Raw genomic sequence first — 25,666 nt, 5'->3', positions numbered from 1 at the left:
ATTTAATACTTTTAGAACTTAGTTTATTCAATTCGCTAAGTTTTTGTCAAAATAATTGGCATAAAAAAACCATTCTAACTTCATAAGTAGGATGGTTTTTTTTTATTTATTTCGAATAATTTAACTCGTTATAATAGTCACCAGAAACTAGTCTAACAAATCATCTTCAATTTGAAAACTGTTTAAAAAAGAAACAGTTTTCTCTATGTCATAATGTAAAATACGATCTTCTTTTACAAACGGAACTTCTTCTCTGTACGAGCTCAAAAACATTTCGATAAATTCACTTGACTGAAGCGGTCTTCTAAATTGAATCGCTTGAGAAGCATTCATCAATTCGATTGCCAATATACGTTCCAGATTATCCATAACTCGCAACGCTTTTGTAGCACCGTTGGCCCCCATACTCACATGATCTTCTTGTCCATTACTGGAAACAATACTATCTACGCTTGAAGGTGTTGCTAATTGCTTGTTCTGGCTGACAATACTAGCAGCAGTATATTGCGGAATCATGAAACCGGAATTCAACCCGGGATTATCCACTAAAAATGCAGGAAGGTTTCGCAATCCTGAAACCAATTGATAGGTTCTTCTTTCTGATATACTACCCAATTCGGCTAATGCAATTGCCATAAAATCCAATGCTAACGCCAATGGTTGTCCGTGAAAATTACCTCCAGAAATAATTTGGTCACTTTCGATAAATATATTTGGATTATCTGTAACCGAATTAATTTCAGTTTTAAATACTTTCTTAACGTAGTCAATAGCATCTTTTGAAGCTCCATGAACTTGCGGGATACAACGGAATGAATACGGGTCTTGTACATGTACTTTCTCCTGCTCGATAATTTCACTTCCTTCTAGAAATTCTTTTACACGACTAGCCGTTTTAATTTGACCTTTATGAGGACGAATAAAGTGTATCAACTCATTAAAAGATTCGATTCTACCATCGAATCCTTCCAAAGATATCGTACCGATTAAATCCGCTAAATAAGAAAATTTATTCGCTTTCATTAATATATGCGCTCCGTAAGCACTCATGAATTGCGTTCCATTTAGCAAAGCTAATCCTTCCTTAGACTGCAATACGATAGGTTGCCAATTAAAGCGCTCCATTATTACACTTGAATGCACTTTTTGACCTTCAAAATAGACTTCTCCTTCTCCTAATAAAGGCAAAGATAAATGCGCTAAAGGGGCTAAATCTCCAGAGGCACCTAATGAACCCTGTGTATAAATAATTGGTAGAATATCATTGTTATAAAAAGCAACTAAACGGTCTACTGTCTGTAACTGTATTCCTGAATGTCCGTAGCCCAAGGACTGTATCTTCAGCAACAACATCAGTTTTACGATTTCATTAGGCACTTCTTCCCCTGTACCGCAAGCATGGGACTTTACGAGGTTTTCCTGAAGTTTTGATAAGTTTTCATTAGAAATCTTAACATTACAAAGTGATCCAAAACCCGTATTTATTCCGTAGATCGGTTCAGAATGAGTTGCCATTTTTGTGTCCAAAAAATCCCTACATTTCTGAATATTAATTTTAGCTTCATCAGATAACTCCAATGACATGTGTTGTGAAATAATTTCGTTTAACGTCTCCAAGGAAAGTACTGCAGTACTTATATAATGTGTATTGTCCATTTAAGCTTTAATTTAAAAAGCCAAAATTCGAGAAATCAATATTAAAAAGCAACATATAATTTAAAATTTATAACAAAAAGCACGACTTTACTAAAATTGATGCAGTTTATTGCAGAATAATCCTGCTTTGATAAAAAGCACTTTTATTGCTTTGACACGCTTAACAAGCAGCAATATTTTAAAAAGTCACTCCTGCGACCATTAAACAAAACCGGCACCCGCACCAGTTAAATTGAAGAAATTAGCAACTACAATTAAAAAAAAACCTCAAAAATCCCTATTTATGTCTTTTTATTCATACGTTAAATGACAATACCCTTCATAACATCGTTTTAAAATAAGAAATATTCAATAGAAGGCAAAATCTCTTCTAATTATTAAAATATTCGCAAAAAACAGATAAAAGGCTTTAGCTTTTTATAAAAAGCTGTATTTTTGAAAAACTATAATGACAAATAACAGAACAACATATCAATCTTCGATAACAACTCAAATTTGGGTTGCACTCCCTGTTACTTCTACATTTACAGCAACAACAACTACTACCCCTTAGGGGTATAAATTTTACATATAATCCTAATTTATATTTTTCTTTTTTTTTAGAAGGAAAGATTTTAGGTGGGTAAATAGCATTGCCATTTTTCTAAATAAAACAAACAAGATGAAAGTATTAAAATTTGGCGGAACTTCGGTAGCCAATGCACAAAATATAAAACTAGTCCTTGACATAGTTCAAAACCAAGCAAAACAAAACCAATTAATTGTAGTCGTATCTGCGCTCAGTAAGGTAACTGATTTACTTCAGTTGGCTTCATTAAGAGCCGCTTCAAATGATGAAAGTTATAAGGAAATTGTTGCCGATATCGAGAAAAAACATTTGACTGCTGTAAAAGAATTGATTGCCGTAAGCGAGCAAAGCAGTTTATTAAGTCATATCAAACGAATCATTAATCACCTGGAAACCTTACTGGACGGTTGTTTCCTTCTGGGAGAACTATCCAATAGAACATCAGATACTATTTTAAGCTTTGGTGAATTGCTTTCTTCTTATATAATTGCTGAGGCGCTCAAACAAGATTTTAAAAACAGTAGTTACAAAGACAGCCGCGAGTTAATTAAAACCAACAGTAATTTCGGAAAAGCTGCCGTAAATTTCAAAGTGACAAATCAATTAATTGCCGATTTTTTTGCTTCGAATGAAAGTCAGGTTGTCGTAATGCCCGGTTTTATTTCCTCGTCCAATGACGGAATCAATACAACACTAGGACGTGGTGGATCAGACTTTACCGCTGCAATAATGGCAGGAGCATTAGACGCCACAGATTTAGAAATTTGGACTGATGTCAACGGAATGTATACTGCTAACCCGAAAATCGTGAAACAAGCGCAACCTATCGCTTCCATATCCTATCAGGAAGCGATGGAGTTATCTCATTTTGGTGCCAAAGTGTTGTTCCCACCCACTATTCAGCCTGTCCTAAGAAAGAACATTCCTATTCATATCAAGAATACTTTCGAACCGAAAGCGGAAGGCACTTATATTTCAAATACCTCCATTTCTAACGGTCAGCCCGTAAAAGGAATCAGCCATATCGAGAATATCACTTTGATTACCCTTGAAGGCCCCGGTATGATAGGTGTAACTGGTTCATCAAAACGACTTTTTGAAGTATTGTCTCTAGAAGAGATCAATGTAATCTTTATTACCCAAGCCTCCTCTGAGCACTCCATCTGTATTGGAATTCTGAATGAGGATGCCGAAGCCGCTGAAGCCGCAATTAACAAAGCCTTTGAAATCGAGATTTTGCAGCACAAAATAGAACCTTGTATCGTGGAAAAAAACCTATGCATTATTGCATTAGTGGGTGAAAACATGAAAAATCACCAAGGGTTGAGCGGTAAAATGTTTAGCACATTAGGAAAAAATAATGTCAATATCCGAGCGATTGCCCAAGGTGCTTCCGAAAGAAACATATCAGCGGTAATCAATCAAAAAGATGTGAAAAAAGCATTGAACACACTTCACGAACGTTTCTTCGAAGACAATACTAAACAATTGAACTTGTTTGTAATGGGAGTTGGTAATGTTGGAGAGAAATTCATCGCGCAGATTAACCAACAAAAGAAATTCCTAAAGGAAAACCTAAAAATGAACCTGCGTGTAATCGCTTTGTCTAATTCCCGAAAAATGATTTTTGACGAAGACGGAATTGATTTAAAGGCATGGCAATCGGCTATAGACAAAGGAGAAGCCGCTGATCAAGAATTATTTATTAAAAAAGTAAAAGACCTGAATTTACGTAACAGTATTTTTGTGGATATCACTGCAAACGAAAGTGTTTCTAAAACATACGAGCATTTCTTAAGACAAAGTGTTGCCGTAGTTACTTGTAACAAAATTGCCTGTTCCTCTGCTTTTGAAAACTATAAAAATCTTAAAAGATTATCCCGAAGATACAATGCTCCTTTCTTGTTTGAAACGAATGTTGGAGCAGGATTACCCATCATTGATACCGTTAAAAATTTAGTGGTTTCAGGAGATAAGGTCAACAAAATCCAAGCGGTTTTATCCGGTAGTTTAAACTTTATTTTTAATAATTTCGATAAAAATAATTCTTTTGAAAAAGTCGTAAAAGAAGCCGGTGTTCAAGGATTTACTGAACCGGACCCGAAAATAGATTTGAGCGGAATCGATGTTGCAAGAAAGATATTGATCTTGATTAGAGAAAGTGGTTATGAAATGGAAATTGAAGACATTGAAAACGAATCTTTTCTTCCTGCTGCATGCATGGAAACAACAAATAATACCGATTTTTTCAAATCTCTTGTAGAACATGCTGCTCATTTTGAAGGAATTTTGGCTGCGGCCAATGAAAAAGAAAGCAGATTGAAATTTGTTGCTCAATTTGAAAATGGGAAAGCAAGCGTTGGTTTACAATTCATCGCAAAAGACCACCCTTTTTACAACCTGGAAGGAAAAGATAATATCGTATTGTTCTTTACGGACCGTTATGTCGATCAACCACTATTGATAAAAGGGGCTGGTGCAGGAGCTGAGGTTACCGCCTCCGGAATTTTTGCCGATGTGATTCGAATTGGAAACGTATAAATTAGTCGTAATATCCAAAGGCATGCTAACTTTGAACTTTAACGATTTTAGACTTTAAGACTATCAAAAATGAATGAAATAAAAATATTTTGCCCTGCTACCATTGCTAATCTATCCTGTGGGTTTGATGTGCTCGGACTTTGCTTGGACAATGTAGGGGACGAAATGATCATAAGAAAATCCAATCAAAAAGGGATCCGCATCACTAAAATTGTGGGTGCCGATTTACCATTGGAAACAGAACGAAACGTTGCGGGTGTTGCCGGACTAGCTTTGCTTAATGCGGTTGAAACCGATTTTGGTTTTGATATCGAAATTTACAAAAAAATAAAAGCAGGCAGCGGAATCGGGAGTAGTGCAGCCAGTGCAGCAGGAGCTGTTTATGGGATCAATGCCTTATTAGGAAGCCCTTTTGAAACTAAAGATTTGGTACAGTTTGCCATGCAAGGCGAAAAACTGGCTTGTGGCAACGCCCATGCTGACAATGTAGCCCCTGCCCTTTTGGGTGGATTTACTTTGGTGAGAAGCTACAGCCCATTAGATATTATAAAAATAGAAAGTCCTTCAGAATTATACGCCACGGTCGTTCATCCACAGATTGAATTAAAAACATCAGATGCGCGTTCCGTATTGAAGCAAACGGTTTCTCTCAAAAGCGCGATTATGCAATGGGGAAATGTGGGCGGTCTAATAGCGGGATTATATACCCAAGATTACGACTTAATAGGGCGTTCCCTTCATGATGAAATCGTGGAGCCTTTGCGCTCTGTGCTAATACCCGGTTTTGATCTAATCAAAAAAACGGCTATGGAAAACGGCGCCTTAGGTTCGGGAATATCAGGATCAGGGCCTTCTATTTTTGCTTTAAGTAAAGGAAAAGACACCGCCGACAAAATCGCAAAAGCCATGAGTGTAGTCTATGAGGAAATGAACTTACCTTATGAAATTCACGTTTCTAAAGTAAATGCTAATGGCATGAGAATTTTATAGTTCCTAGTCAAAGTCCAAAATAAAATAGTGAAACAATAGCCACTAATTCACAGATTTTTAAAATCATTTTAAATCAGTAAATCAGTGGTAAAAGATTTAAGAAAATAAAAGTTACAATGAAATACTACAGTTTAAACCATAACGCTCCAAAAGTTTCCTTTAAGGAAGCGCTCATACAAGGATTAGCACCTGATAAAGGATTGTATTTTCCAGAAACTATAACCCCTTTGTCTTCTGATTTTTTTGATGCTATAGAAAGTTTGAGCAATGAAGAAATCGCTTTTGAAGCTATCAAACAATTTATTGGAGATGAAATTCCCGCTGTCATACTAAAGGAAATTATTGCCGATACGCTGTGCTTTGATTTCCCAGTTGTCGAAGTAGAAAAAGGCATTTATTCCCTTGAATTATTCCATGGCCCCACAATGGCTTTCAAGGACGTAGGAGCGCGTTTTATGTCCCGTTGTTTGGGCTACTTTAACAAAGACAAAAAAGACAGTAAAAATACAGTTTTGGTAGCAACTTCCGGAGACACGGGTGGTGCAGTTGCCAGCGGATTCCTTGGTGTAAAAGGTGTTGAAGTGATTATACTTTATCCGTCAGGAAAAGTGAGTGATATTCAAGAGCGACAATTGACGACTCTAGGACAAAACATTAGAGCGCTTGAAGTAGATGGTTTTTTTGATGATTGTCAGGACATGGTCAAAAAAGCATTCCTAGACGAAAGTCTAAAACATCACAATCTAACTTCCGCAAATTCTATCAATATTGCGCGCTGGTTACCACAGATGTTCTATTTTTTCTTTACTTATAAAGTTCTAAAAAAACAAAACAAAAATTTGGTTTTCTCTTGTCCAAGTGGAAACTTTGGAAATGTGTGTGCGGGAATCATAGCCAAAAAAATGGGATTGCCAGTGGAACATTTCGTAGCATCTACTAATGTGAATGACACAGTTCCCCGTTTCCTAGAGAACGGAGTTTATGACGCACAACCTTCCAGAGAGACGATTTCGAATGCCATGGATGTGGGAAACCCTAGCAATTTCATTCGTATTCAGGAAATATATGACAATGATTTAGAGAAATTCAAAAAGGATTTTTCCTCCTTTACATTTTCTGACGTTGAGACCTTAGCTGCCATGAAAACCATTTACAACAAGAACGGTTACATTGCCGAACCACACGGTGCAATCGGCTATCTGGGACTGAAAAAAGAACTGCAAAACCACCCCGAGTCTATTGGTGTTTTCTTGGAAACTGCCCATCCAATCAAGTTTCTGGATACGGTGGAACCGGCTTTAAACGTGAAACTGCCTATCCCTGCGCAAATAGAAAGCGTACTTGGGAAAGAGAAAGTGAGCACAAAAATTAAAACCTACGAGCAATTCAAAGCGTTTTTGGGATAATTCTTAAAATACCCACCAATAAACAAACGACTGGGAAGCGATTCTCAGTCGTTTTTTTTATGGACAATCGATTGATAACATGGGAATTAATCATTCGTGCTATCTGGGTAACTCCCGACGATTATAATAAAAATCATAAAACGCTGTAAAAGAGTAAATTAGGTCAAAAATAAAATATTTAAACCTTTGATTTAGTTTTGAATTGTATTTAACTTTATTTAGACAACCGACACCCCCCCGTAAGATCTTACCAGTTTCTTTTTAGACCTACTTCCAGTTGTAAAATATAAATTTAAAATACGAAGCATCATCGCAAAAAATTACAAAAAAGGAACATTGCTTGTGCTAATCATAGGAATTTTGGCGGTTGCAACCACAGACACCCAAAGTCAGTCGTTACTCTATCCTTCCACACGACAAAAGTTCGTTAATCCCTTGCCTATTCCATCGGTAATTCAGCCCACGACTCCTAATGGAACCCATTACGAGATAAGCATGACCCAGTTTACGCAGGATGTGGGTTTAAAAGATAATTTTGGCAATCCAATGTTAACAAGGGTATGGGGAGATAACGGCAGTCATCCCGGCCCTTGCTTTAGAGCAAGACGCAATATCCTCGTCACGGTAAAATGTAAAATAAATTAATGGGCGACAACGCCCCTCTTCCCCACTTGTTGCCCGTTTACGCGCCGGTTCATCAGGCAATGCCAGAAAATTGACCCTGTATCGGAATACCACTAGTGACACACTTGTATAGAGGACATACCGAATCTGCAAGCAACGGAAACCCTGATACTTGGTTCACCCGTAACTATACGCAAAAGGGATCACTGGCCTCAAAAGGTTTACCATTATTTAAATGACCAGGAAGCGGCTACTTTATGGTAGCATAGACACGTTTTAGGAGATGCACGCTCGGTACTGAAACAAACGGTTTCCCTGAAAAGCGCATGACCTTCAATGCCTCTATGGGTACATCGATTTATTTGTAGAGTTTAAGAATAACTACTTAGACTGTAAAACCATATTTTTCATAAAATGAGCTTGTACAGAGTTACAAAAAATCAGTAATTTTTTTAATAAAACATTACTAATTTTTTGTAACAACCTAACAATCAGCTGTTTGTTAAATTATAGTTAAACAATTTTATAGTGAGTTTCATTGGTTTAACTTTATGCTATAAACGTTTAAAAAAATATTCGATTTTATTAATTTTAAAAAAAAACCATGAAAACTAACACTTTTAAATTATTCGGAACCTTAAAAGCATTCATTTTGATTGCTGCTATGTCAATGGTCATCATTTCTTGTGATAATCAGGAAATTCAAGGAATGGATGCTGCTAATTCCACTGCAACTGCGGCTGGATTAACCTCTAAATCGGAAAATAGTGCCCCTAAAAAAGGTGACGCTTCGATTGCAACAATTGCTAAGGATGCAGGATTCACTGAGCTTGTAGCCGCTCTGGACTATGTTGGTCTGGTACCCCTTTTCTCAGAAGGAAAAGACCAATATACGGTGTTTGCTCCGACAAATGATGCATTTTATGACCTATATGATGCTTTTGACGTTACTGAGATTACCGATCTACCTGCAACATTGGTATTGGATGTATTAAAATATCATGTTGTCGAAGGACGCCGAGCCGCCAATAGCGTAGTTCCTAAAAATCGTTCACGAACAATAACAACCCTGCTAGGCTCTACTTTCTCAGTAGATAATAATAAAATGATTACTGCGGTAGGCAATACAGCAAATATAACATCCCCTAACATCTCTGCTTCAAACGGAATTATTCATGTAGTGGATGCTGTGCTCTTGCCAATAACATTGCCAATAAAACCATAAGTATTACTTTATAATATCGGCTTTATCATTTTCGATTGAACCCGGTGGCATGGATTTGCAATACGTGCACGCAAACAGCAGAGTAAATTAAAGGAGAAAAAACTAATTAAAACATAAATTATTTCAATTTCTGTTGGAATGGACAATTGAAGTGGGCACGGATTGCAAATCCGCGCCATATAGTTTTAAACGTAAAACGGCCTATCCACTCTCAAATAGAAAGCGTGATGAGGAAAAAGAAAGTGAGCACAAAAATAAAAACCTACGAGGAATTCAAATCTTTTTTGGGGTAATGCTTAAAGTTCCTATTAACATACAAACCGACTGAAAAGTGATTTTCAGTCGGTTTTTTTATATGGCCTGACTTTCCATTTTATTTTAAAATTAGGTTAGTTTACTGTAGGTGAAATTGTTAAGTTTTATTTTTTATAGAAAACCGATACTTCTATTTACGCTTGTAACCGGTTCATTTTTTTTTGTAACTTGGATCCATTAAAGATACAATCCGCTATAATTCGAATATCAAGGGTTATACGGCCTACCGAAAAAAAAAACACAAACTGTAAATTAAAAATAACAAATAAATTATGAACCAAATAGCGTTTAAAGCATTTGTAGTAGAAGAAAAAGAAGGGACTTATATCAGAGAAGTAAAATCAAAATTAGTAAGTGATTTACCCGAAGGTGATTTATTGATTAAAGTTCATTACTCCTCTCTTAATTATAAGGATGCCCTTTCATCAATTGGAAATAAAGGAGTTACTCGAAAATATCCACATACACCAGGAATTGATGCCGTTGGAACAATTGTATCATCGAAAACTAATAAATTCAAAGTTGATGATAAAGTGATTGTTACCAGTTATGATCTAGGTATGAATACAGACGGAGGATTTGGGCAATTTATTAGCATCCCTGAGAATTGGGCTGTTAAGTTACCCGAAAATCTTAGCATGAAAGAGGCTATGACATTAGGAACAGCGGGACTAACAGCAGGAATGTCCGTACAAATGCTCACTGAAAAGGTAAAACCAGAGGACGGTATAATAGTGGTTTCAGGGGCCACCGGAGGTGTGGGCGCTTTAAGCGTTTCCATTTTAAAGAAGTTAGGATACAGAGTTGCTTCAATAACAGGAAAAGAAACAGCTCGTGCTTATTTAATGAATCTTGGAGCTGAAACTATTATCATGCGAGAAGATTTTGAATCTATGGATAATAAACCACTTTTAAAACCCGCTTTTGCCGGTGGTATAGATACTGTAGGCGGTGTTATTCTTGAAAATATAATAAAATCAACTAATCCAATGGGAGTGATAACTTGCTGTGGTAATGTCGCCTCACCAAAACTTGATTTAACAGTATTTCCTTTTATCTTGAGAGGTATAAGTTTAATTGGTATTGATTCTCAGAATTATCCTATGCTCTACAGAGAGCAAGTGTGGAATAAATTATCTAAAGATTGGAAGCCAGACAATTTAGTCGACATAGCTACTGAAATAACTTTAAACGAATTGTCTGAAAAAATTGATTTAATGCTCAATGGAAAGTTAAAAGGAAGAACTATTATAAATATGGAACTATAAAATACGGCATACAGCATATTATTTCATAAAAAAAAACTTACAAATTTACAGCTAATCCTAAAATAAGTTTTTAATACAATTTTAGCCCCGCTATTGGTTTACAATAACGGGGCTATTTCGTGCATAAAATAGTATTAAGCTAAACCCCTCTTAACATTCTATTCCGTTTAATTTATCTTTAAAAAACTATAAATCAATATAATTATACTGTCTACAAATTAAATCTAGTTTTGCAATACAAAAAATAATAGTACCGTGGGAAAATTAAAACTAATTGCACTAGGAATGATTCTATTTACTACCATTGGATGTAAATACTCCACAAAAAAACTAACTATCAGACGACAAAAGGAACGTACACTATAGTGAATGATTCTGCAAAAGTGAGTTTTACTACTTATAAAACAACTGATAAATCAGCTGTTAGAGATGTATTTAAAAAAGATATCATTACGTAATACTGTACAAGAAGAAACAACTTTAGAGACTTTAAATAGTACCTAATTTAGTATTCTAGTAAATAGTTTATGTACTAATGATGCTACCAGAAGTTGAGACCCTAAGATTTTAAAATTCTTTTCTAGAGTCCTTAAAGACACGGAACTTATTTCTAGTTAGTTTAAAGTTACTGTTAATAATACCTGTTTAATAAATGTGTTATTAAAACGGAAAAACAGCAACTATTCTTTTACAATTCAGTAAGAATAGTGATATAAGTTTATCTTTTGATGGAGTAATGAATTTAAAAAACGGGGACGCTTTAGCAGCAAAGGCAGTATCAGTAAAACATGGACTGAAGTAGCTGCGCATGCTGATATTTTATTAAATAAAAATTAAAAATAGCCGTCAGAGAAGTGTCCCAATTGTGCTCGCCAACCCATTTTCCAGAGAATAGAAAGTATCAAGGAGAAAGAAAGCACTCACGTTAAGACGTATGCTAAACTAAAAGGACTTTGAAAGTAAAACTTACCATATACGATCTGACTTGCGTGGAATAGTATTGTGAATTACTAGTTAGACTCTACTGTAAAAGCACTATTTTTCTGTGTCCTTTTTCTTTATATTTGTAACTGTAAAATCATAATTCAGCATATCCACCCATGATCACAAAAGCAACAGCAGAAGACGTTTCAGGCTTAAATAAATTAATCAACTCGGGGTATCGTGGCGAGTATTCTAAAAAGGGATGGACCACAGAAGCTAACATATTAGAAGGTAGCCGAACCAACGAAGCCGAACTGACAGAAATCATTGCAGACACCAAAAACACGATGCTAAAATTCACAGAGAACAATCAGATTATAGGCTGTGTTTTACTGGTAGAAAAGGAGCAGGAATTGTATTTAGGAATGCTGACAGTTTCACCTGAATTACAAAATAGCGGCCTTGGAAAAAAATTATTGCAACAGGCAGAAGTTCATGCACAGGCATTGGGCCTGCCCAAAATTGTAATGACGGTTATCTCTCTCCGGGAAGAACTAATTGCCTGGTACAAACGCCACGGGTATGTAGATAACGGAGAAAGAGAACCATTCCCAATAAGCGATATTCATATTTCCATCGTAAAAGAACCTTTGGAATTTATTGTTTTAGAAAAAAAAATAGGATAAGTTTCCTTATCCTAAATAATCCTTGTAGGAGGCAAAAGAGCTAGTAAAATTATCGGTTCTTGACCGGATAAGTAATTAAAATTAATTTAAATTTTTAGCCGCGTACTACGTGCTATTTGTTCAGGTGCTTATATAGTTTGTGTTCAACCATTACAATACCATATCTTCAAACAGCCTTTGAGTAGTTTTATCTAAATCGGCACACAAGCCCGGATGTGGCCTAGAAGTTTGTATGGCAGAACTGCGCAAAGCTGTCAACCAACGGAAACGAGACGGAATATCAAATTGTGCTATGGGTCCGCCCTGGTTCGTTCCGTGTGCAATTTTCTGGAAAGACTCCAGATTTAACTGCAGTTGTTCCAAATCTAAATCACCGGAAAACAGTTGCATCTTCGCCCCATCAATGGTATACAGCATCTTTATAAACTTCGCTTTTTTGCAAAAAACAATAATCCCCACATTGAGGAACTCTTCACGCTCTACCCTCGGCACAACACGGATTACCGAGTACTCATATAAGTGTTTCTCTTGCATTTTGGGCTTCTTTAATGAAAATTTGAGAATGGTTCAGGCGCATCGATAAAAACTGAAGATAGACTTCACGAATTGTATCAGGACTTTCGTCCGTATCTTGCCAGTCCAGCCATTCCTCAGGAATAAGATTTACTATAGACCGCAACGTTTCTGGCGTTAAAATCGTCTTGAATAAAGCATCTGCTTCTTGCAACATAGAAGCTTGCGGCAACAATACATGGTCTTTAATAAGTGCAAACGGGCTTTGGGCGTGCTTCTCCCAATTTGTCCAAGAATGATGAAAGTAAAGACTTGCCCCATGATCTATAAGCCATAACTCTTTGTGCCAGATCAACATATTAGTGTTTCTGAACGTTCGGTCTACATTCGTGATAAAAGCGTCCAGCCATAAGATTTGAGAGGCCTTTTTAGCGTCCACTACGGTGACTACAGGATCAAAATTAATAGCTCCGGAAAGGAAATGCAAGGCTAAATTGAGACCTTGACTCCCTTGCAATAAATCTTGGATTTCTTCATCTGCTTCGGTACGACCAAAAGCTTCATCAAGATTTGCATACACCAACTCCGGGATCTGTAACTTTAAAACACGCGCAACCTCACCTCCTATCAATTCGGCGATTAAGGCTTTTACGCCATGACCGGCTCCCTTGAATTTTAGGACGTATTTAAAATCATCGTCGGCTTCCGCCAAAGCTGGCAGTGAGCCGCCTTCTCGCAAAGGGCTAATGTAGCGCGTAACATTTACGGTTCGAAGATTGAAGTTGCTTTTCATATTCATAATTTACTAGGGTACAAACTTACAAATTAGTTCTTTCGATTTTACTGGAACAACTAATTTAATGATACCCCTAAAAAGAAACTTGTTAGTATTTATCACCCTATTAAAACGATTTAATTATAAGAAATAAGCGATATTTGAGCAATGCCGACTCTATATTTAATTTAGTCCAATTGCAATGTACTACTTTCCTATTATATCGGTATTATACTAGAGCACTTTGGATTAAAACGTAAATTCGTTTGGTATAACCTTAAAAAAAATAACCGACAAAAAAAGTATCTTCCTCTTGTTAATTTTAGTTATGCTTCCTTTACAACTTCTAACGAGCTAATAACTCTTTCAGATAAAATCACCATCAAAGGAGAATCTTTTAAGAAAGAAATCAAGCTAAATGTTGACGGGACTTTTTCAGAAAACATAACAATTGCCTACGACGGGATTTATAGTCTTGAAACTGATAACAACAGCATGCCGATATATTTGTCAAAAGAAAAAAAACTATCCTTTAGTGCTGATGACGAAGTCTTTGTTTCCACGATAAAAGATAGTGTCGAAAATCAATATCTTGCCCGCACAGCAATTATAATTTCTCAAATCTCAGATTAAAACCATACAAATTAGATGAAACGGAGTTCCTAAACAAACGCCCTGAAATCAAAAAATCGAAGACCACTTTATCTTTTAAAACAAAGTTTTCTGACACTTATTACAAAGGAAAAAAGCAAAAAAACATTTATTATTTTGAGCAAAAACACTGATTTTATTATAGAATTCTCAAGCGACGAGACCTTCAGAAACCGTACTTATTAATTTATTCAACGAATTGAAAATCTAATTTTGTTTTCATAGTTTCGACTCTGTAATACTCAAAAACGCTTTTCCCAAATACTTAATAATATCCGAAGCGATGAAAGACTGATGGCCCGTTTCTGGCAAAGCGATATCAGCCGTAAGTCCATGAAGGTACGCACCAAGAACAGCAGCATTAATAGGTTCATAGGACTGTGCCAGTAAACTCGTAATTATTCCAGTTAAAACATCCCCGCTTCCGGCTGTGGCCAAAGCCGCATTTCCTGTAGTATTCCTGTACACTTTTTCGGCATCAATGATATGCGTTGGCGCTCCCTTCATAACGACAATCACATCATAATGAAGCGAAAAGGCGATCGTTTTTTCGAATTTTTCTTCCTCTGAATCCCATTCTCCTATCAGTCGTTCCAGTTCTTTGGGATGCGGGGTCAGAATCGTTTTGGATGGCAACAACGTAAGCCAGGATTTGTTTTTCGATAAAATATTCAGTGCATCGGCATCGATCACTAGTGGAATACTATTGGTTATCAAGAACTCCTGCAGTGCTTTTTGCGTTACTTCCTTCTGCCCGATTCCCGGACCGATTCCTACTGCCTGCGGTTTGATGTCGAATGCAATCGTAGAGAGGTGTTTTTTCTCCATATCCGTCAAAACCATGACTTCAGGGATCGTCATTTGCAAAATTTGATATCCACATTTAGGAACAAAAGCAGTTACCAAGCCACAGCCGGTTTTTAAACAGCCTTTTGAAGCCAAAACCGCCGCCCCTATTTTGCCATAACTTCCCGCAATGATTAGCGCATGCCCTTGGATGCCTTTGTGCGTTTGGGCATCAATAGGTCTATAGCGTTTTAAAATTTCTTTTTGGTCAACGTATATCGGATTCATCGTAGGATTTGTTTGTTTAAAATTACGCTTTTTATATGACAATTTTTTTTACTCAAAAAATCCATATTACTTCGTTCCGATATCGATCGGAACTCACAATGACCGGAGAGAAAACTGAAACTGAGTTCGTTTGCATTCCTGATTGGCAAAAAATCATTATTTTAATGAAATTAAATTTTTTTTGTTGCCTTAATTTGCTATCCCCAGTGTAACTTTAAGTCATTTTACGATAAATTTAAAATAGCCATTATTTCTTACAGACCTGTTTTTAACACTATTTGTTATTACTTTAAAAAACAATACATTAGTACCTCCAAAATTGCCGTTAAAACCAGATAAACCATCTCATGAAAAAAACATTATTTTTACTACTCTTAACTGGGTTTATAAGTCATTCGTATGCCCAACAAAGCAGTTCCGAAACTGCAGCCACAAAAGCGGTTGCCAAAGACGAAAAACCTTCTCCCGCTAATCTGGTATTCAATCCCGATCAAAATGTGGTTACAGAGCACACAACTACAATTAAAGGACAGAAATTTTCCTATCAAGCTACGACGGGCACCATGCCTGTTTGGGATGAAGATGGAAAAGCAATTGCCGGACTATTTTACACCTATTATGAACGCTCAGATGTGAAGGATCGTGCTTCGCGCCCATTGGTAATTTCTTTCAATGGCGGTCCTGGCTCTGCTTCGGTATGGATGCATATTGCATACACAGGACCTAATTTGTTGAATATTGATGATGAAGGATATCCATTACAGCCTTATGGAATTAAAGAAAATCCCTATTCTATTTTAGATGTTGCTGATATCGTTTTTGTAAATCCTGTTAATACAGCCTATTCCAGAGCAACAAGTAAAGAAATACCAACAACTAAATTTTTTGGTATCAACGCAGATGTAAAATATTTAGCCAACTGGATTGGTGGCTTTGTAACGCGTACAAACCGTTGGGCTTCGCCTAAATATCTTATTGGCGAAAGCTATGGTACCACTCGTGTTTCTGGATTGGCGTTAGAGTTACAAAACAACCAATGGATGTATCTTAATGGAGTCATATTAGTTTCCCCAACAACATTAGGAATCACTCGTGGAGTAGCGGCTGACGGAGCACTTAAATTACCCTATTTTGCTGCTACAGCATGGTTCCATAAAATGCTACCTCCCGATTTACAAAATAAAGATTTGACGGATATGTTACCCGAAGTGGAAGACTTTACTATCAATGAACTACTCCCTGCGTTAAGCAAAGGTGGTTCCCTCGACGAAGGAAAAAGAAAAGAAATAGCTGCAAAAATAGCTCGTTATTCTGGAGTTTCAGAAAAAGTAGTGATGCAGAATAACCTAGATGTGCCTTATAGCTATTTCTGGAAAGAATTGTTGCGCGACCAAGGTTTTACCGTAGGAAGATTAGATTCCCGCTATAAAGGGATTGACCGAAAGGATGCAGGGGATAGCCCTGATTTTAATGCTGAATTAACATCTTGGCTTCATTCTTTTACTCCTGCAATCAATATGTACATTCGCAATACTTTGAATTATAAAACGGATTTTAAATACAATATGTTTGGTCCTGTACGTCCTTGGGATAATTCTAATGATGCAACGGGTGAAAACCTGCGTCAGGCTATGGCACAAAATCCCTATTTGAATGTGATGGTTCAGTCCGGATATTATGATGGTGCCTGTGATTATTTTAATGCAAAATACAATTTATGGCAAATGGATCCCAGCGGTAAGCTAAAAGACCGAATGAGCTGGAAAGGATACCGAAGTGGCCATATGATGTATTTAAGAAAACAAGATTTAGAAACTGCAAATGATGATATTAGAGCGTTTATAAAGCAGTCGCTGCCCAAAACTGTAGAACCAGCAAAATATTAACGCCAATTAGCCAGTAGCATTTACAATCCTGTTCAAAAGTTTCAATAGCAGGTCCTTTTCAATACTTCTAATGCGGTAATACAATCTTTGTCAAAGTTATTATAAATAGCTAAACAACTTTGACAAAGGTTAAACCAGCAGATCTTTTTAGCGAGATCGTTATTAGGCAGTATACTGATCTTTGTTCTTTAGTACCCCAAAGTAAATCTTTATAATAAATAGAATCGAACAAACAAATGCACTTGCCCAGATAGAAATGGAAAGCCCACAGTCAAGCCTTTTTTGGCAAGACGAGGACTTGAAATGGATAGCTGGAATTAGCTCTTAAGAGAAAACAGGTTTACGACAGCAAAAGCTATATATTTTATCATTACAAGAATACGAAAACGTTTGAATCAATTTCTGTTTGACTTTGCCACTTCATAAAAAATCAATAAATTAGCCACTTAAATTTTTATATCAAAATCACCATGAAAAATACTGCGCTAACGCACATACACGAGGGTTTGGGAGCAAAAATGCTTCCGTTTGCCGGATACAATATGCCTATTTTATATGAAGGAGTAAATGCAGAACATGAAACGGTTCGTAATGCTGTGGGTGTATTTGATGTTTCACACATGGGGGAATTCTTTATTTCGGGTCCAAATGCTTTAGCTTTGATTCAGAAAGTGACTTCTAATGATGCCTCAACATTGACCGTGGGCAAAGCGCAATATTCTTGTTTACCAAACGATCAAGGTGGTATCGTAGACGATTTACTTATTTATAAATTAAAAGAAGAAGCGTATTTACTAGTTGTCAATGCATCAAATATAGATAAAGATTGGGATTGGATTTCATCTCATAATGACGTGAAAGCAGAAATGGAAAACGTTTCAGACGATTATTCATTATTGGCGATTCAAGGGCCTAAAGCCGTTGAAGCGATGCAAGCCCTATCCTCCGTTGATTTAGCTGCCATTAAATATTATCATTTTGAAGTGGCTGATTTTGCAGGACTTGATAATGTGATTATTTCTGCTACAGGATACACCGGTTCAGGAGGTTTTGAAATTTATTGTAAAAATGCAGACGTAGAGCAAATTTGGAATAAAGTTTTTGAAGCCGGAGCTGCTTACGGAATAAAACCAATCGGTTTGGCGGCACGTGACACCTTGCGTCTAGAAATGGGTCTCTGTTTGTACGGAAATGACATTAACGACACGACTTCTCCACTTGAGGCCGGATTGGGTTGGATTACTAAATTCACTAAAGAGTTTACCAACTCCGAGAACTTGAAAAAACAGAAAGAAGAGGGAGTTACTAGAAAATTAGTTGCTTTTGAAATGCAAGAACGTGCAGTGCCCAGACATGACTACGAAATCGTAGACGGAACAGGAGCTGCAATAGGGATTGTAACTTCAGGAACAATGTCTCCATCAATGAACAAAGGAATTGGATTGGGTTATGTTACTGTTGCTAACAGCGCAGTGGATAACGACATCTATATCCGTATCAGAAAAAATGACGTTCCTGCTAAAGTAGTAAAATTGCCTTTCTACAAGAAATAAAGTAATACTTATTCTTTAACCGCTAATTTGCTGATTTTTGATCGCATCCTCTGGGGTGTTTTTAGAAATCAGCAAATCAGCGGTTTCTTTTTATTTTACCTTCCCACAATTCATACAAAATTTTACGATTTAAATGATTGTCAAAATTAGCTGAAATACAGTACTTTACGTAACTTTATGATTCAAGTAAAATTACTTGCTTGTTAACTGTATTCGATACACATAAAGCGGAGATGAAAAAAATTTCACTTGCCCTCTTCTTAACTGCATTTTCGCTATTTGCTCAAAATGATGTTAAAACATGTGTACTACTTACTAAAATATCAACGCTTATTCAAAGCGAACATCTGCAACCAAAACCCATAGACGATAGTTTATCAGTTTTTCTGTTTGATTCCTTTATTGATGCGCTAGATCCTTACAGAAATATTTTCCTGAAATCAGAATACGATTCACTTTCCCTTAAATACCGTTTAAACCTGGATGACTTAATCCATACAAACGATTGCTCTTTCCTTTCGGATATTGTCAAGGTCTACAAAGTTGGCCTTTTGAGAAACAAAGCCCTATTAGAAAAAATGAAGACTGATACGATCGATTACAAACTAAAAGATACGATTCGGTTTTATAAAAAAGCATTTCCGTTTTATCTGGAAGAAAAACAAGTCGAAAGAGTCTGGAGAAAAAAAATTAAATATGAAATTCTTGATGATATTATTTTTCAAAACAGCAATTTAGACTCCATAGCAGCTGCATTTACAGCATTAGAACCCCCATCCAAGAAATTAACTATAGAAAATGAAATCTGTAAAATAAATGCAATTTTGGAAAGAAATTCTGGTTTTAAAGAAAGTTTATTTGATCATTTTTGTAGTTATTTCGACCCACATACCGCCTATTTCAACATGGATGCCAAATCCAGTTTTATGGCTTCTTTATCAAAAGAGCATTTTTCGTTAGGGTTAAACGTGAGCTTAAACGAGCGCAATGAAATTATAGTCATCAAACTTAATCCCAACGGTCCTGCCTTTCAAACTGGCATAATAAAAAAAGGAGACCAAATCATTTCGATTTCTAACCTAAAACAAACGGTACAGGTTTCCTGCAACACTCTGGAAGCTATTTCGAATATGATTCTTTCGGATGTTAATAAAAAAATCATACTGACACTGAGAAGAAGCTCCGGTAAAAATTTTGAGGTACTTGTGGAAAAAAAGCTCTTAAAAGACGAGGGAAACACAGTTTACAGTTTTATTGCCGAACATAATAAACGAAGATACGGCTATGTTAAAATCCCAAGTTTCTATTCTGATTTTGAAGGGAATAGCGGTAAAGGTTGCGCAGAGGACACTGCAATCGAAGTGCTAAAACTCCAGAGAGATTCTATTCAAGGTGTTATTATTGATTTAGTGGACAATGGAGGAGGATCCATGGAAGAGGCCATCAAACTGGCGGGACTGTTTATCGATTCCGGTCCTATCTCCATTATACTGGATAACAAAAAAGAGCAAACTATTATAAGTGACCCTTATCCAGGCATGATTTACAAAGATCCGATAGTGATCCTGGTAAACGGGAATTCAGCTTCAGCAAGTGAGTTTTTTGCAAGCGCATTGCAAGACTACAATCGAGCACTACTGCTGGGAAGTACCACTGTGGGCAAAGCGACCATGCAGTCCATAATGTCATTAGAACCTAATGACGTCGAAAACTTTGTGAAAGTCAGTGTTAATAAATTTTATCGGGTTACCGGAAAAAGCAATCAAGCAACGGGAATTGTTCCCAATGTAATAGTTCCAGAAATTTATGAAAGCATTTATTCAAAGGAGCGAGACAACCCCACTGCTTTAAAAAACGACAGTATTGCAACTCTACTAATTTTTAAGCGCTATATGAAAAATAGCGCCATGACAAAAATCGCAAAAAAAAGCACGGATAGGATCGCTGGCAATTCCTATTTCAATAAAACAAAAGAACTCAATAAAAAAATTGACGATTTAATAAACACGCCAAAATTAGCACAACCGGTGACTCTTGACTCCGCCATTAAAGGTCAGTCTGAAATCAATGAAATGTGGGAGGAAATTAATGCGTTCGAAACAAAAAGCAACAATTTACTTATCCATAATTCAAACCTCAATAATTATCTGCTAACCATTAATCCTTTGGAAAAAGCAAATAATAAATTTCAGTTGGAAGCATTGAAAAAAAACCACTATTTAAATGAAGCGATTGCTATAATTAATGATTTGAATACAGCAAAAAATAATGGAAAGGGAATATTACCCTAATTTCATAAAAAGAAAAGAACAGGGTTTTGGTATAAATAAGGAATAACTGTATTTTTGTAGTAAATTATAATAAATAAGAAATGGGAAGAGCGTTTGAATTCAGAAAAGGGAGAAAAATGAAACGTTGGTCAGCAATGGCTAAAGCATTTACAAGAATTGGAAAAGACATCGTAATGGCCGTTAAGGAAGGTGGACCAAATCCTGACGCCAATTCGCGATTAAGAGCCGTTATCCAGAATTCAAAGGCAGCAAATATGCCTAAAGAAAATGTAGAACGTGCCATTAAAAAAGCAACCGATAAAGATACTGCTAATTATAAAGAAGTTTTATTTGAAGGCTACGCCCCTCATGGCATCGCACTTTTAATTGAAACGGCTACCGACAATAACAATAGAACTGTTGCCAATGTAAGAAGTTATTTCAACAAATGCAATGGTACCATGGGAACACAAGGTTCTGTTGAATTTATGTTTGACCATACCTGTAACTTCCGCATTCCAGCAGACGGTCTTGATCCTGAAGAATTAGAATTAGAATTGATTGATTTTGGTGCCGAAGAGGTTTTTGAAGATGAAGACGGAATATTAATTTATGCCCCTTTTACCAGTTTTGGAACTATTCAAAAAGAACTTGAAAATCGCAATCTTGAAATCCTTTCCTCTGGTTTTGAAAGAATTCCTCAAATCACTACGAAACTAACAGAAGCTGAAATGGCTGATGTAGAAAAATTGATTGAAAAAATGGAAGAAGATGATGACGTGATGAACGTGTATCACACCATGGAAGAAGCATAGTTTGTTTCTTCTTATACCTACAAAACTCCAGTACTGCTGGAGTTTTTTTAGTTCTATAATGAATTTATAAAAATAAAAAAAACGCTGATAGCAAGCCACTATCTATTTTTCATACCTTAATTGCTATTCTATGTTATTTCTTATTTTAAGTATTTTATGCAGCGTGACTGTAGGTGTGATTTTTAAACTATCCCGCAACTACACTATCAGCGTTATCCAAATTGTAACCTGGAACTATCTCTTTGCATTAGTGTTGTGTTTCTTCGCCTTCAGTCCGGACTTAAACGCCATAGATCTCACTGCACCATGGAGTATCTATATTACGTTAGGAATTTTAATGCCTTCAATATTTATCTTTTTAGCTGCCTCCATAAAACATATGGGAATCGTTAAAACAGATGCTGCCCAGAGGCTTTCGTTATTCATACCGCTGCTTGCAGCCTGGCTTATATTTAACGAAGATTTCAATCTGTTAAAGATACGGCCTTTTTAATAGGCTTTCCGGCCCTGTTGCTGATTCTTTCAAAACCGGTAACCAACAAGAGTAATAAATGGATGTATCCCGCTGCAGTGCTAGTTGGATTTGGAGTCATCGATATCCTTTTCAAACAAATCGCTTTATACACGAGCCTTCCATTTACGAGTTCGCTATTTGTGATTTTCGTAATAGCTTTGATGCTGATGATTGTGGCCATTCTATATGATGTTACGGTACGAAAAACAAGATTACGTGCTATCAATATCCTTTTTGGTGGGTTGGTAGGTGCTTTTAACTTTGGTAATATCCTTTTCTATCTGAAAGCCCATCAAGCTTTTGCTGACAATCCGTCGACTGTTTTTGCAGCGATGAATATGGGAGTTATTATTCTGGGAAGTCTTCTGGGTATTCTCGTATTTAAAGAAAAAGTGAGTAAAAGAAACTACATTGGTCTTGGATTGGCTTTAGTCTCTATTGTATTAATTGCGCTGTCGCAGATCTACGTTTAGACTGCTTTTTTTAGGGCTGTGGCCAAAGTAAATTAGTGAGTTAAATAGCTGCAAGGTGTTGGAGGTAGTTTTATTCTCTAATTCTATTTTTTAAATGCACCTCGAATCTAAAAAATTTGTTATTTCAATTTCCCAGACACTCCGCTTTCTGTAAAAGATTATATGTTGACCAAACAGTTATATCTCTTTCCCTGTTTTTAAATCCTAATAACTTAATGATGTTTTACATAGGAATGGCTATTGGCAAATCGGTTTTTAACTCCATGCGACGTTCAATTTATCCAATTCGTTTTTCAATTCAGCAAGTGAATTCGAGTCGATTACTTGTGTGTTGATTGTCAATTCAGTTTTTTCTGTTTTTATGATATAATCTCCAGCAAATTTTTTGATTTGCTTTATATCAGTTAGATTTATTTTCTTTCCAAATGGACTATTCTCTTTTATAAATCCGTTTTCAATTGTTAAATATTTATTTTTCCTTTGGTAAAAATATCCACTCAAATACATTACAGAAATTACAATCCAACCATAATCAGTCCAATTCAGTTTATCTTTTGTTAGAATTCCGATAAAAAACCAAACTAACCAAATCAACCCTAAAATTAGATTGATATTCATTTGTCTTTTTTTATAACCTATTTTCATTTTTAAGCTTTTTTTCTTGCGTTTGTCTTAAACTGTTTGCTAACATGCATATAACATCAAATATACACCTCTTTTTCGCATAATTTATTTTAAAAAATACTATTTTTCTTATTTATTTGTCAATATTTACAACTGCTATCATAAAAACAAAAACCGCCTTGAACTCAATCAAGACGGCTTTTTTATAAATATCGTGTTTCTTAAGCTTCTTTAAAATTCAGTTTACTATTGTTTCTGCTGAAGCCAAAGTAAATAGTAAGTCCAATCAATAACCAAATTGTAAAATAAATCCAGTTCCAAACACTTAGTTCTGCCATCATGTACAAACAGCTTACTAACCCTAATAACGGAATCAAAGATAAATTTTCACTGAAAGACCAGAACGTAAGTCCAATCAAGACAACAAGGAAAATCCACATGGGGATTTTGTGTTTGAACAAGCTCAATCCACTTTCATATTTTAGAGCATTGTCTATTGGTAATCCTGCCACTACGGCAACATACTTCGCATCGTCTTTTTGGTACTGACTCAATAAATTTTCTAAATCGAGAGATTCATCAGTTATTTTTTGAGCTCCAACACTTACTAAGTAATTATATACTTTTTTAGATTCTTCCTTATTTAAGGAAGTGATAATATCAGTGGCATTGTTTACTTGAGTTTCATTAGTAAGAAAATCCATTGTCGCTTTATTATTATAATTGAAAGCATAGTATAGACCAGCAGCCAACATAAAAGGAATGACATATTTTGAATTTACATACGGCGTTTTAAATTTCCCTCTTGGAATATCCTTTTTATTCTGTAACACTAAAACACCTGCACAAACCAACACAAAGGCGAACAACGTTCCAATACTGCACAAATCAGTAACCATAGTCAAGTTTAAAAACAAGGCCGGCACAGACACTACAAAACCAGTTACTACGGTGGCGTAAGAAGGAGTTTTATATTTGGGATGTATTCTGGAGAAACGTTTTGGCAACAAACCGTCACGACTCATACTCATCCATATACGCGGTTGACCCATTTGGAAAACCAATAAAACACTCGCCATCGCAATGACAGCGCTTACTGCAACAATACCCGACATCCATTTTAAATCTAATTTATGAAACACAAATGCTAAAGGATCACCCACATTTAACTCACTGTAATTTACCATTCCGGTTAACACTAACGCGACAACAATATATAAAAAAGTACATATTATGATTGCCCACATCATACCACGCGGTAAATCCCGTTGTGGGTCCTTACATTCCTCGGCAGTGGTTGAGATTGCATCAAAACCGATATAGGCAAAGAAAACTGCCGACACTCCTTTCAAAACTCCACTCACACCGTTAGGAGCAAAAGGAGTCCAATTATCAGTATCCACATAAAACACGCCTACCGCAATCACCAAAAGGATAATACACAGTTTCACGACAACCATCACGTTACTCGCATTTCGTGATTCTTTCATCCCACGATAGACTAAGGCCGTAATCAATATGATAATAAATAGGGCCGGTAAATCAGCCACAAAATGTAAAGAACCTATTGTTGGCGACGTAGTCCAAGCGGTATAAGATGCCTTTAATCCCTCCCCTAAATTTTCATATAACTTTCCTCCCTGCATCAAGGCAGTAGCATCTCTATAGCCATTTGAGGCAGTCAGGTAATCCATTTGAACCCATTGGGGCAGATGGATGCCACCGCTTTCGAGCAGTCCCGTAAAATAATCACTCCAAGATATGGCAACGGTAATATTTCCAATTGCATATTCCATGATTAATGCCCAACCAATAATCCAAGCCATAAGTTCTCCAAAGGCAACATAGGAATACGTGTATGCACTTCCTGAAACGGGAACCATAGATGCGAACTCAGCATAAGCAAAGGCGGCAAAACTGCAGGCAAGCGCCGTAAACAAAAAAAGGAAAATAACGGCAGGGCCTCCATCGGAGCTTGCCTTACCAATCGTACTAAAAATACCGGCCCCTACTATGGCAGCAATACCAAAAGCGGTCAAATCCCTAGCCGTTAAATGTCTGCCGAGTGATGCATGCCCATCAGCTTCATTTTTTTCAATCTGTTTTAAGATATCCTGTACGGTCTTCTTACGAAATAAACTTGAAAATGCCATCCTCTAAATTTTCACATTAAAAACTACTATTTTGTAAATAACATCCCATTATTATAGTAATAATGTACCTTTTATTTCGAAATCAAATGTATAAAACAATTTCAATTTTTAATGATAGGAGCCTTATTATTTATTGGATTGTAATAAAAAGTCAAATCATTA

16 protein-coding genes and 1 pseudogene are annotated in these 25,666 nt (G+C 36.3%); 11 read left to right on the top strand and 6 right to left on the bottom strand.

The annotated features are described in order from the left end of the window. Positions 1-147: 147 nt before the first annotated feature. Positions 148-1,656, bottom strand: a complete 1,509-nt coding sequence (gene hutH / locus CXF59_RS01860) for a histidine ammonia-lyase (RefSeq protein WP_101136010.1) — start codon at positions 1,654-1,656, stop codon at positions 148-150. 661 nt (positions 1,657-2,317) lie between these two features. Here hutH and thrA point away from each other — a divergent pair. The 6 genes from thrA (at position 2,318) to CXF59_RS01825 (ending at position 12,203) form a co-directional block, all read left to right on the top strand. After that, positions 2,318-4,765, top strand: coding sequence for a bifunctional aspartate kinase/homoserine dehydrogenase I (gene thrA, locus CXF59_RS01855; RefSeq protein WP_101136009.1), 2,448 nt, complete (start codon positions 2,318-2,320; stop codon positions 4,763-4,765). Between the two features lie 69 nt (positions 4,766-4,834). Continuing rightward, on the top strand, positions 4,835-5,755 hold the full coding sequence (locus CXF59_RS01850) for a homoserine kinase (RefSeq protein ID WP_101136008.1): 921 nt from the start codon (positions 4,835-4,837) through the stop codon (positions 5,753-5,755). 116 nt (positions 5,756-5,871) lie between these two features. After that, positions 5,872-7,161 (top strand): threonine synthase, encoded by a 1,290-nt coding sequence (gene thrC, locus CXF59_RS01845; RefSeq protein ID WP_101136007.1) that lies wholly within the window; start codon positions 5,872-5,874, stop codon positions 7,159-7,161. A gap of 1,228 nt (positions 7,162-8,389) precedes the next feature. Further along, positions 8,390-9,010 carry a fasciclin domain-containing protein gene (locus CXF59_RS01840; protein ID WP_101136006.1) on the top strand — a complete coding sequence of 207 codons (621 nt, stop codon included), beginning with the start codon at positions 8,390-8,392 and terminating at the stop codon, positions 9,008-9,010. 587 nt (positions 9,011-9,597) lie between these two features. After that, entirely contained in the window at positions 9,598-10,593 is a 996-nt protein-coding gene (locus CXF59_RS01830; protein ID WP_101136004.1) for a YhdH/YhfP family quinone oxidoreductase, read from the top strand. 1,100 nt (positions 10,594-11,693) lie between these two features. Further along, the gene (locus CXF59_RS01825) at positions 11,694-12,203 is read left to right on the top strand and encodes a GNAT family N-acetyltransferase (protein ID WP_101136003.1); all 510 of its coding nucleotides are present in this window, start codon (positions 11,694-11,696) and stop codon (positions 12,201-12,203) included. A 150-nt stretch (positions 12,204-12,353) separates the two neighbouring features. Here CXF59_RS01825 and CXF59_RS01820 read toward each other — a convergent pair whose 3' ends face one another. The 3 genes from CXF59_RS01820 to CXF59_RS01810 form a co-directional block, all read right to left on the bottom strand. Next, a complete protein-coding gene (locus tag CXF59_RS01820) occupies positions 12,354-12,737 on the bottom strand; it encodes a DUF3037 domain-containing protein (RefSeq protein ID WP_101136002.1) in 384 nt (127 codons plus the stop codon). Next, complete coding sequence (locus CXF59_RS01815) at positions 12,715-13,509, bottom strand: HipA family kinase (protein WP_101136128.1); 795 nt, start codon at positions 13,507-13,509, stop codon at positions 12,715-12,717. The genes CXF59_RS01820 and CXF59_RS01815 overlap by 23 nt, the downstream gene beginning before the upstream one ends. Positions 13,510-14,361: 852 nt before the next feature. After that, positions 14,362-15,216 carry an NAD(P)H-hydrate dehydratase gene (locus tag CXF59_RS01810; protein WP_101136001.1) on the bottom strand — a complete coding sequence of 285 codons (855 nt, stop codon included), beginning with the start codon at positions 15,214-15,216 and terminating at the stop codon, positions 14,362-14,364. Between the two features lie 347 nt (positions 15,217-15,563). On the opposite strand from CXF59_RS01810, the gene CXF59_RS01805 reads away from it, so the two are divergent. The 5 genes and pseudogenes from CXF59_RS01805 (at position 15,564) to CXF59_RS01785 (ending at position 22,727) form a co-directional block, all read left to right on the top strand. Then, positions 15,564-17,102, top strand: a complete 1,539-nt coding sequence (locus CXF59_RS01805; protein WP_101136000.1) for a S10 family peptidase — start codon at positions 15,564-15,566, stop codon at positions 17,100-17,102. Positions 17,103-17,572: 470 nt separating this feature from the next. Beyond that, positions 17,573-18,655 carry a glycine cleavage system aminomethyltransferase GcvT gene (gcvT, locus tag CXF59_RS01800; RefSeq protein ID WP_101135999.1) on the top strand — a complete coding sequence of 361 codons (1,083 nt, stop codon included), beginning with the start codon at positions 17,573-17,575 and terminating at the stop codon, positions 18,653-18,655. A 233-nt stretch (positions 18,656-18,888) separates the two neighbouring features. Next, on the top strand, positions 18,889-20,946 hold the full coding sequence (locus tag CXF59_RS01795) for a S41 family peptidase (RefSeq protein ID WP_101136127.1): 2,058 nt from the start codon (positions 18,889-18,891) through the stop codon (positions 20,944-20,946). 80 nt (positions 20,947-21,026) lie between these two features. Then, positions 21,027-21,740: a YebC/PmpR family DNA-binding transcriptional regulator gene (locus CXF59_RS01790; RefSeq protein ID WP_101135998.1), complete on the top strand. Its 714-nt coding sequence runs from the start codon at positions 21,027-21,029 to the stop codon at positions 21,738-21,740. A gap of 130 nt (positions 21,741-21,870) precedes the next feature. Continuing rightward, positions 21,871-22,727 (top strand): annotated as a pseudogene (locus tag CXF59_RS01785) (EamA/RhaT family transporter). A gap of 255 nt (positions 22,728-22,982) precedes the next feature. On the opposite strand, the gene CXF59_RS01780 reads toward CXF59_RS01785, so the two are convergent. After that, on the bottom strand, positions 22,983-23,372 hold the full coding sequence (locus CXF59_RS01780; protein ID WP_101135997.1) for a hypothetical protein: 390 nt from the start codon (positions 23,370-23,372) through the stop codon (positions 22,983-22,985). Between the two features lie 200 nt (positions 23,373-23,572). Then, positions 23,573-25,504 carry an amino acid permease gene (locus CXF59_RS01775; protein WP_101135996.1) on the bottom strand — a complete coding sequence of 644 codons (1,932 nt, stop codon included), beginning with the start codon at positions 25,502-25,504 and terminating at the stop codon, positions 23,573-23,575. Positions 25,505-25,666 lie beyond the last annotated feature (162 nt).

The organism is Flavobacterium sp. ALD4, assembly GCF_002836475.1.
Taxonomy (GTDB): domain Bacteria; phylum Bacteroidota; class Bacteroidia; order Flavobacteriales; family Flavobacteriaceae; genus Flavobacterium.
Note: the sequence above shows the minus strand (reverse complement) of the source record. Positions and strands in the feature narration are given on the sequence as shown.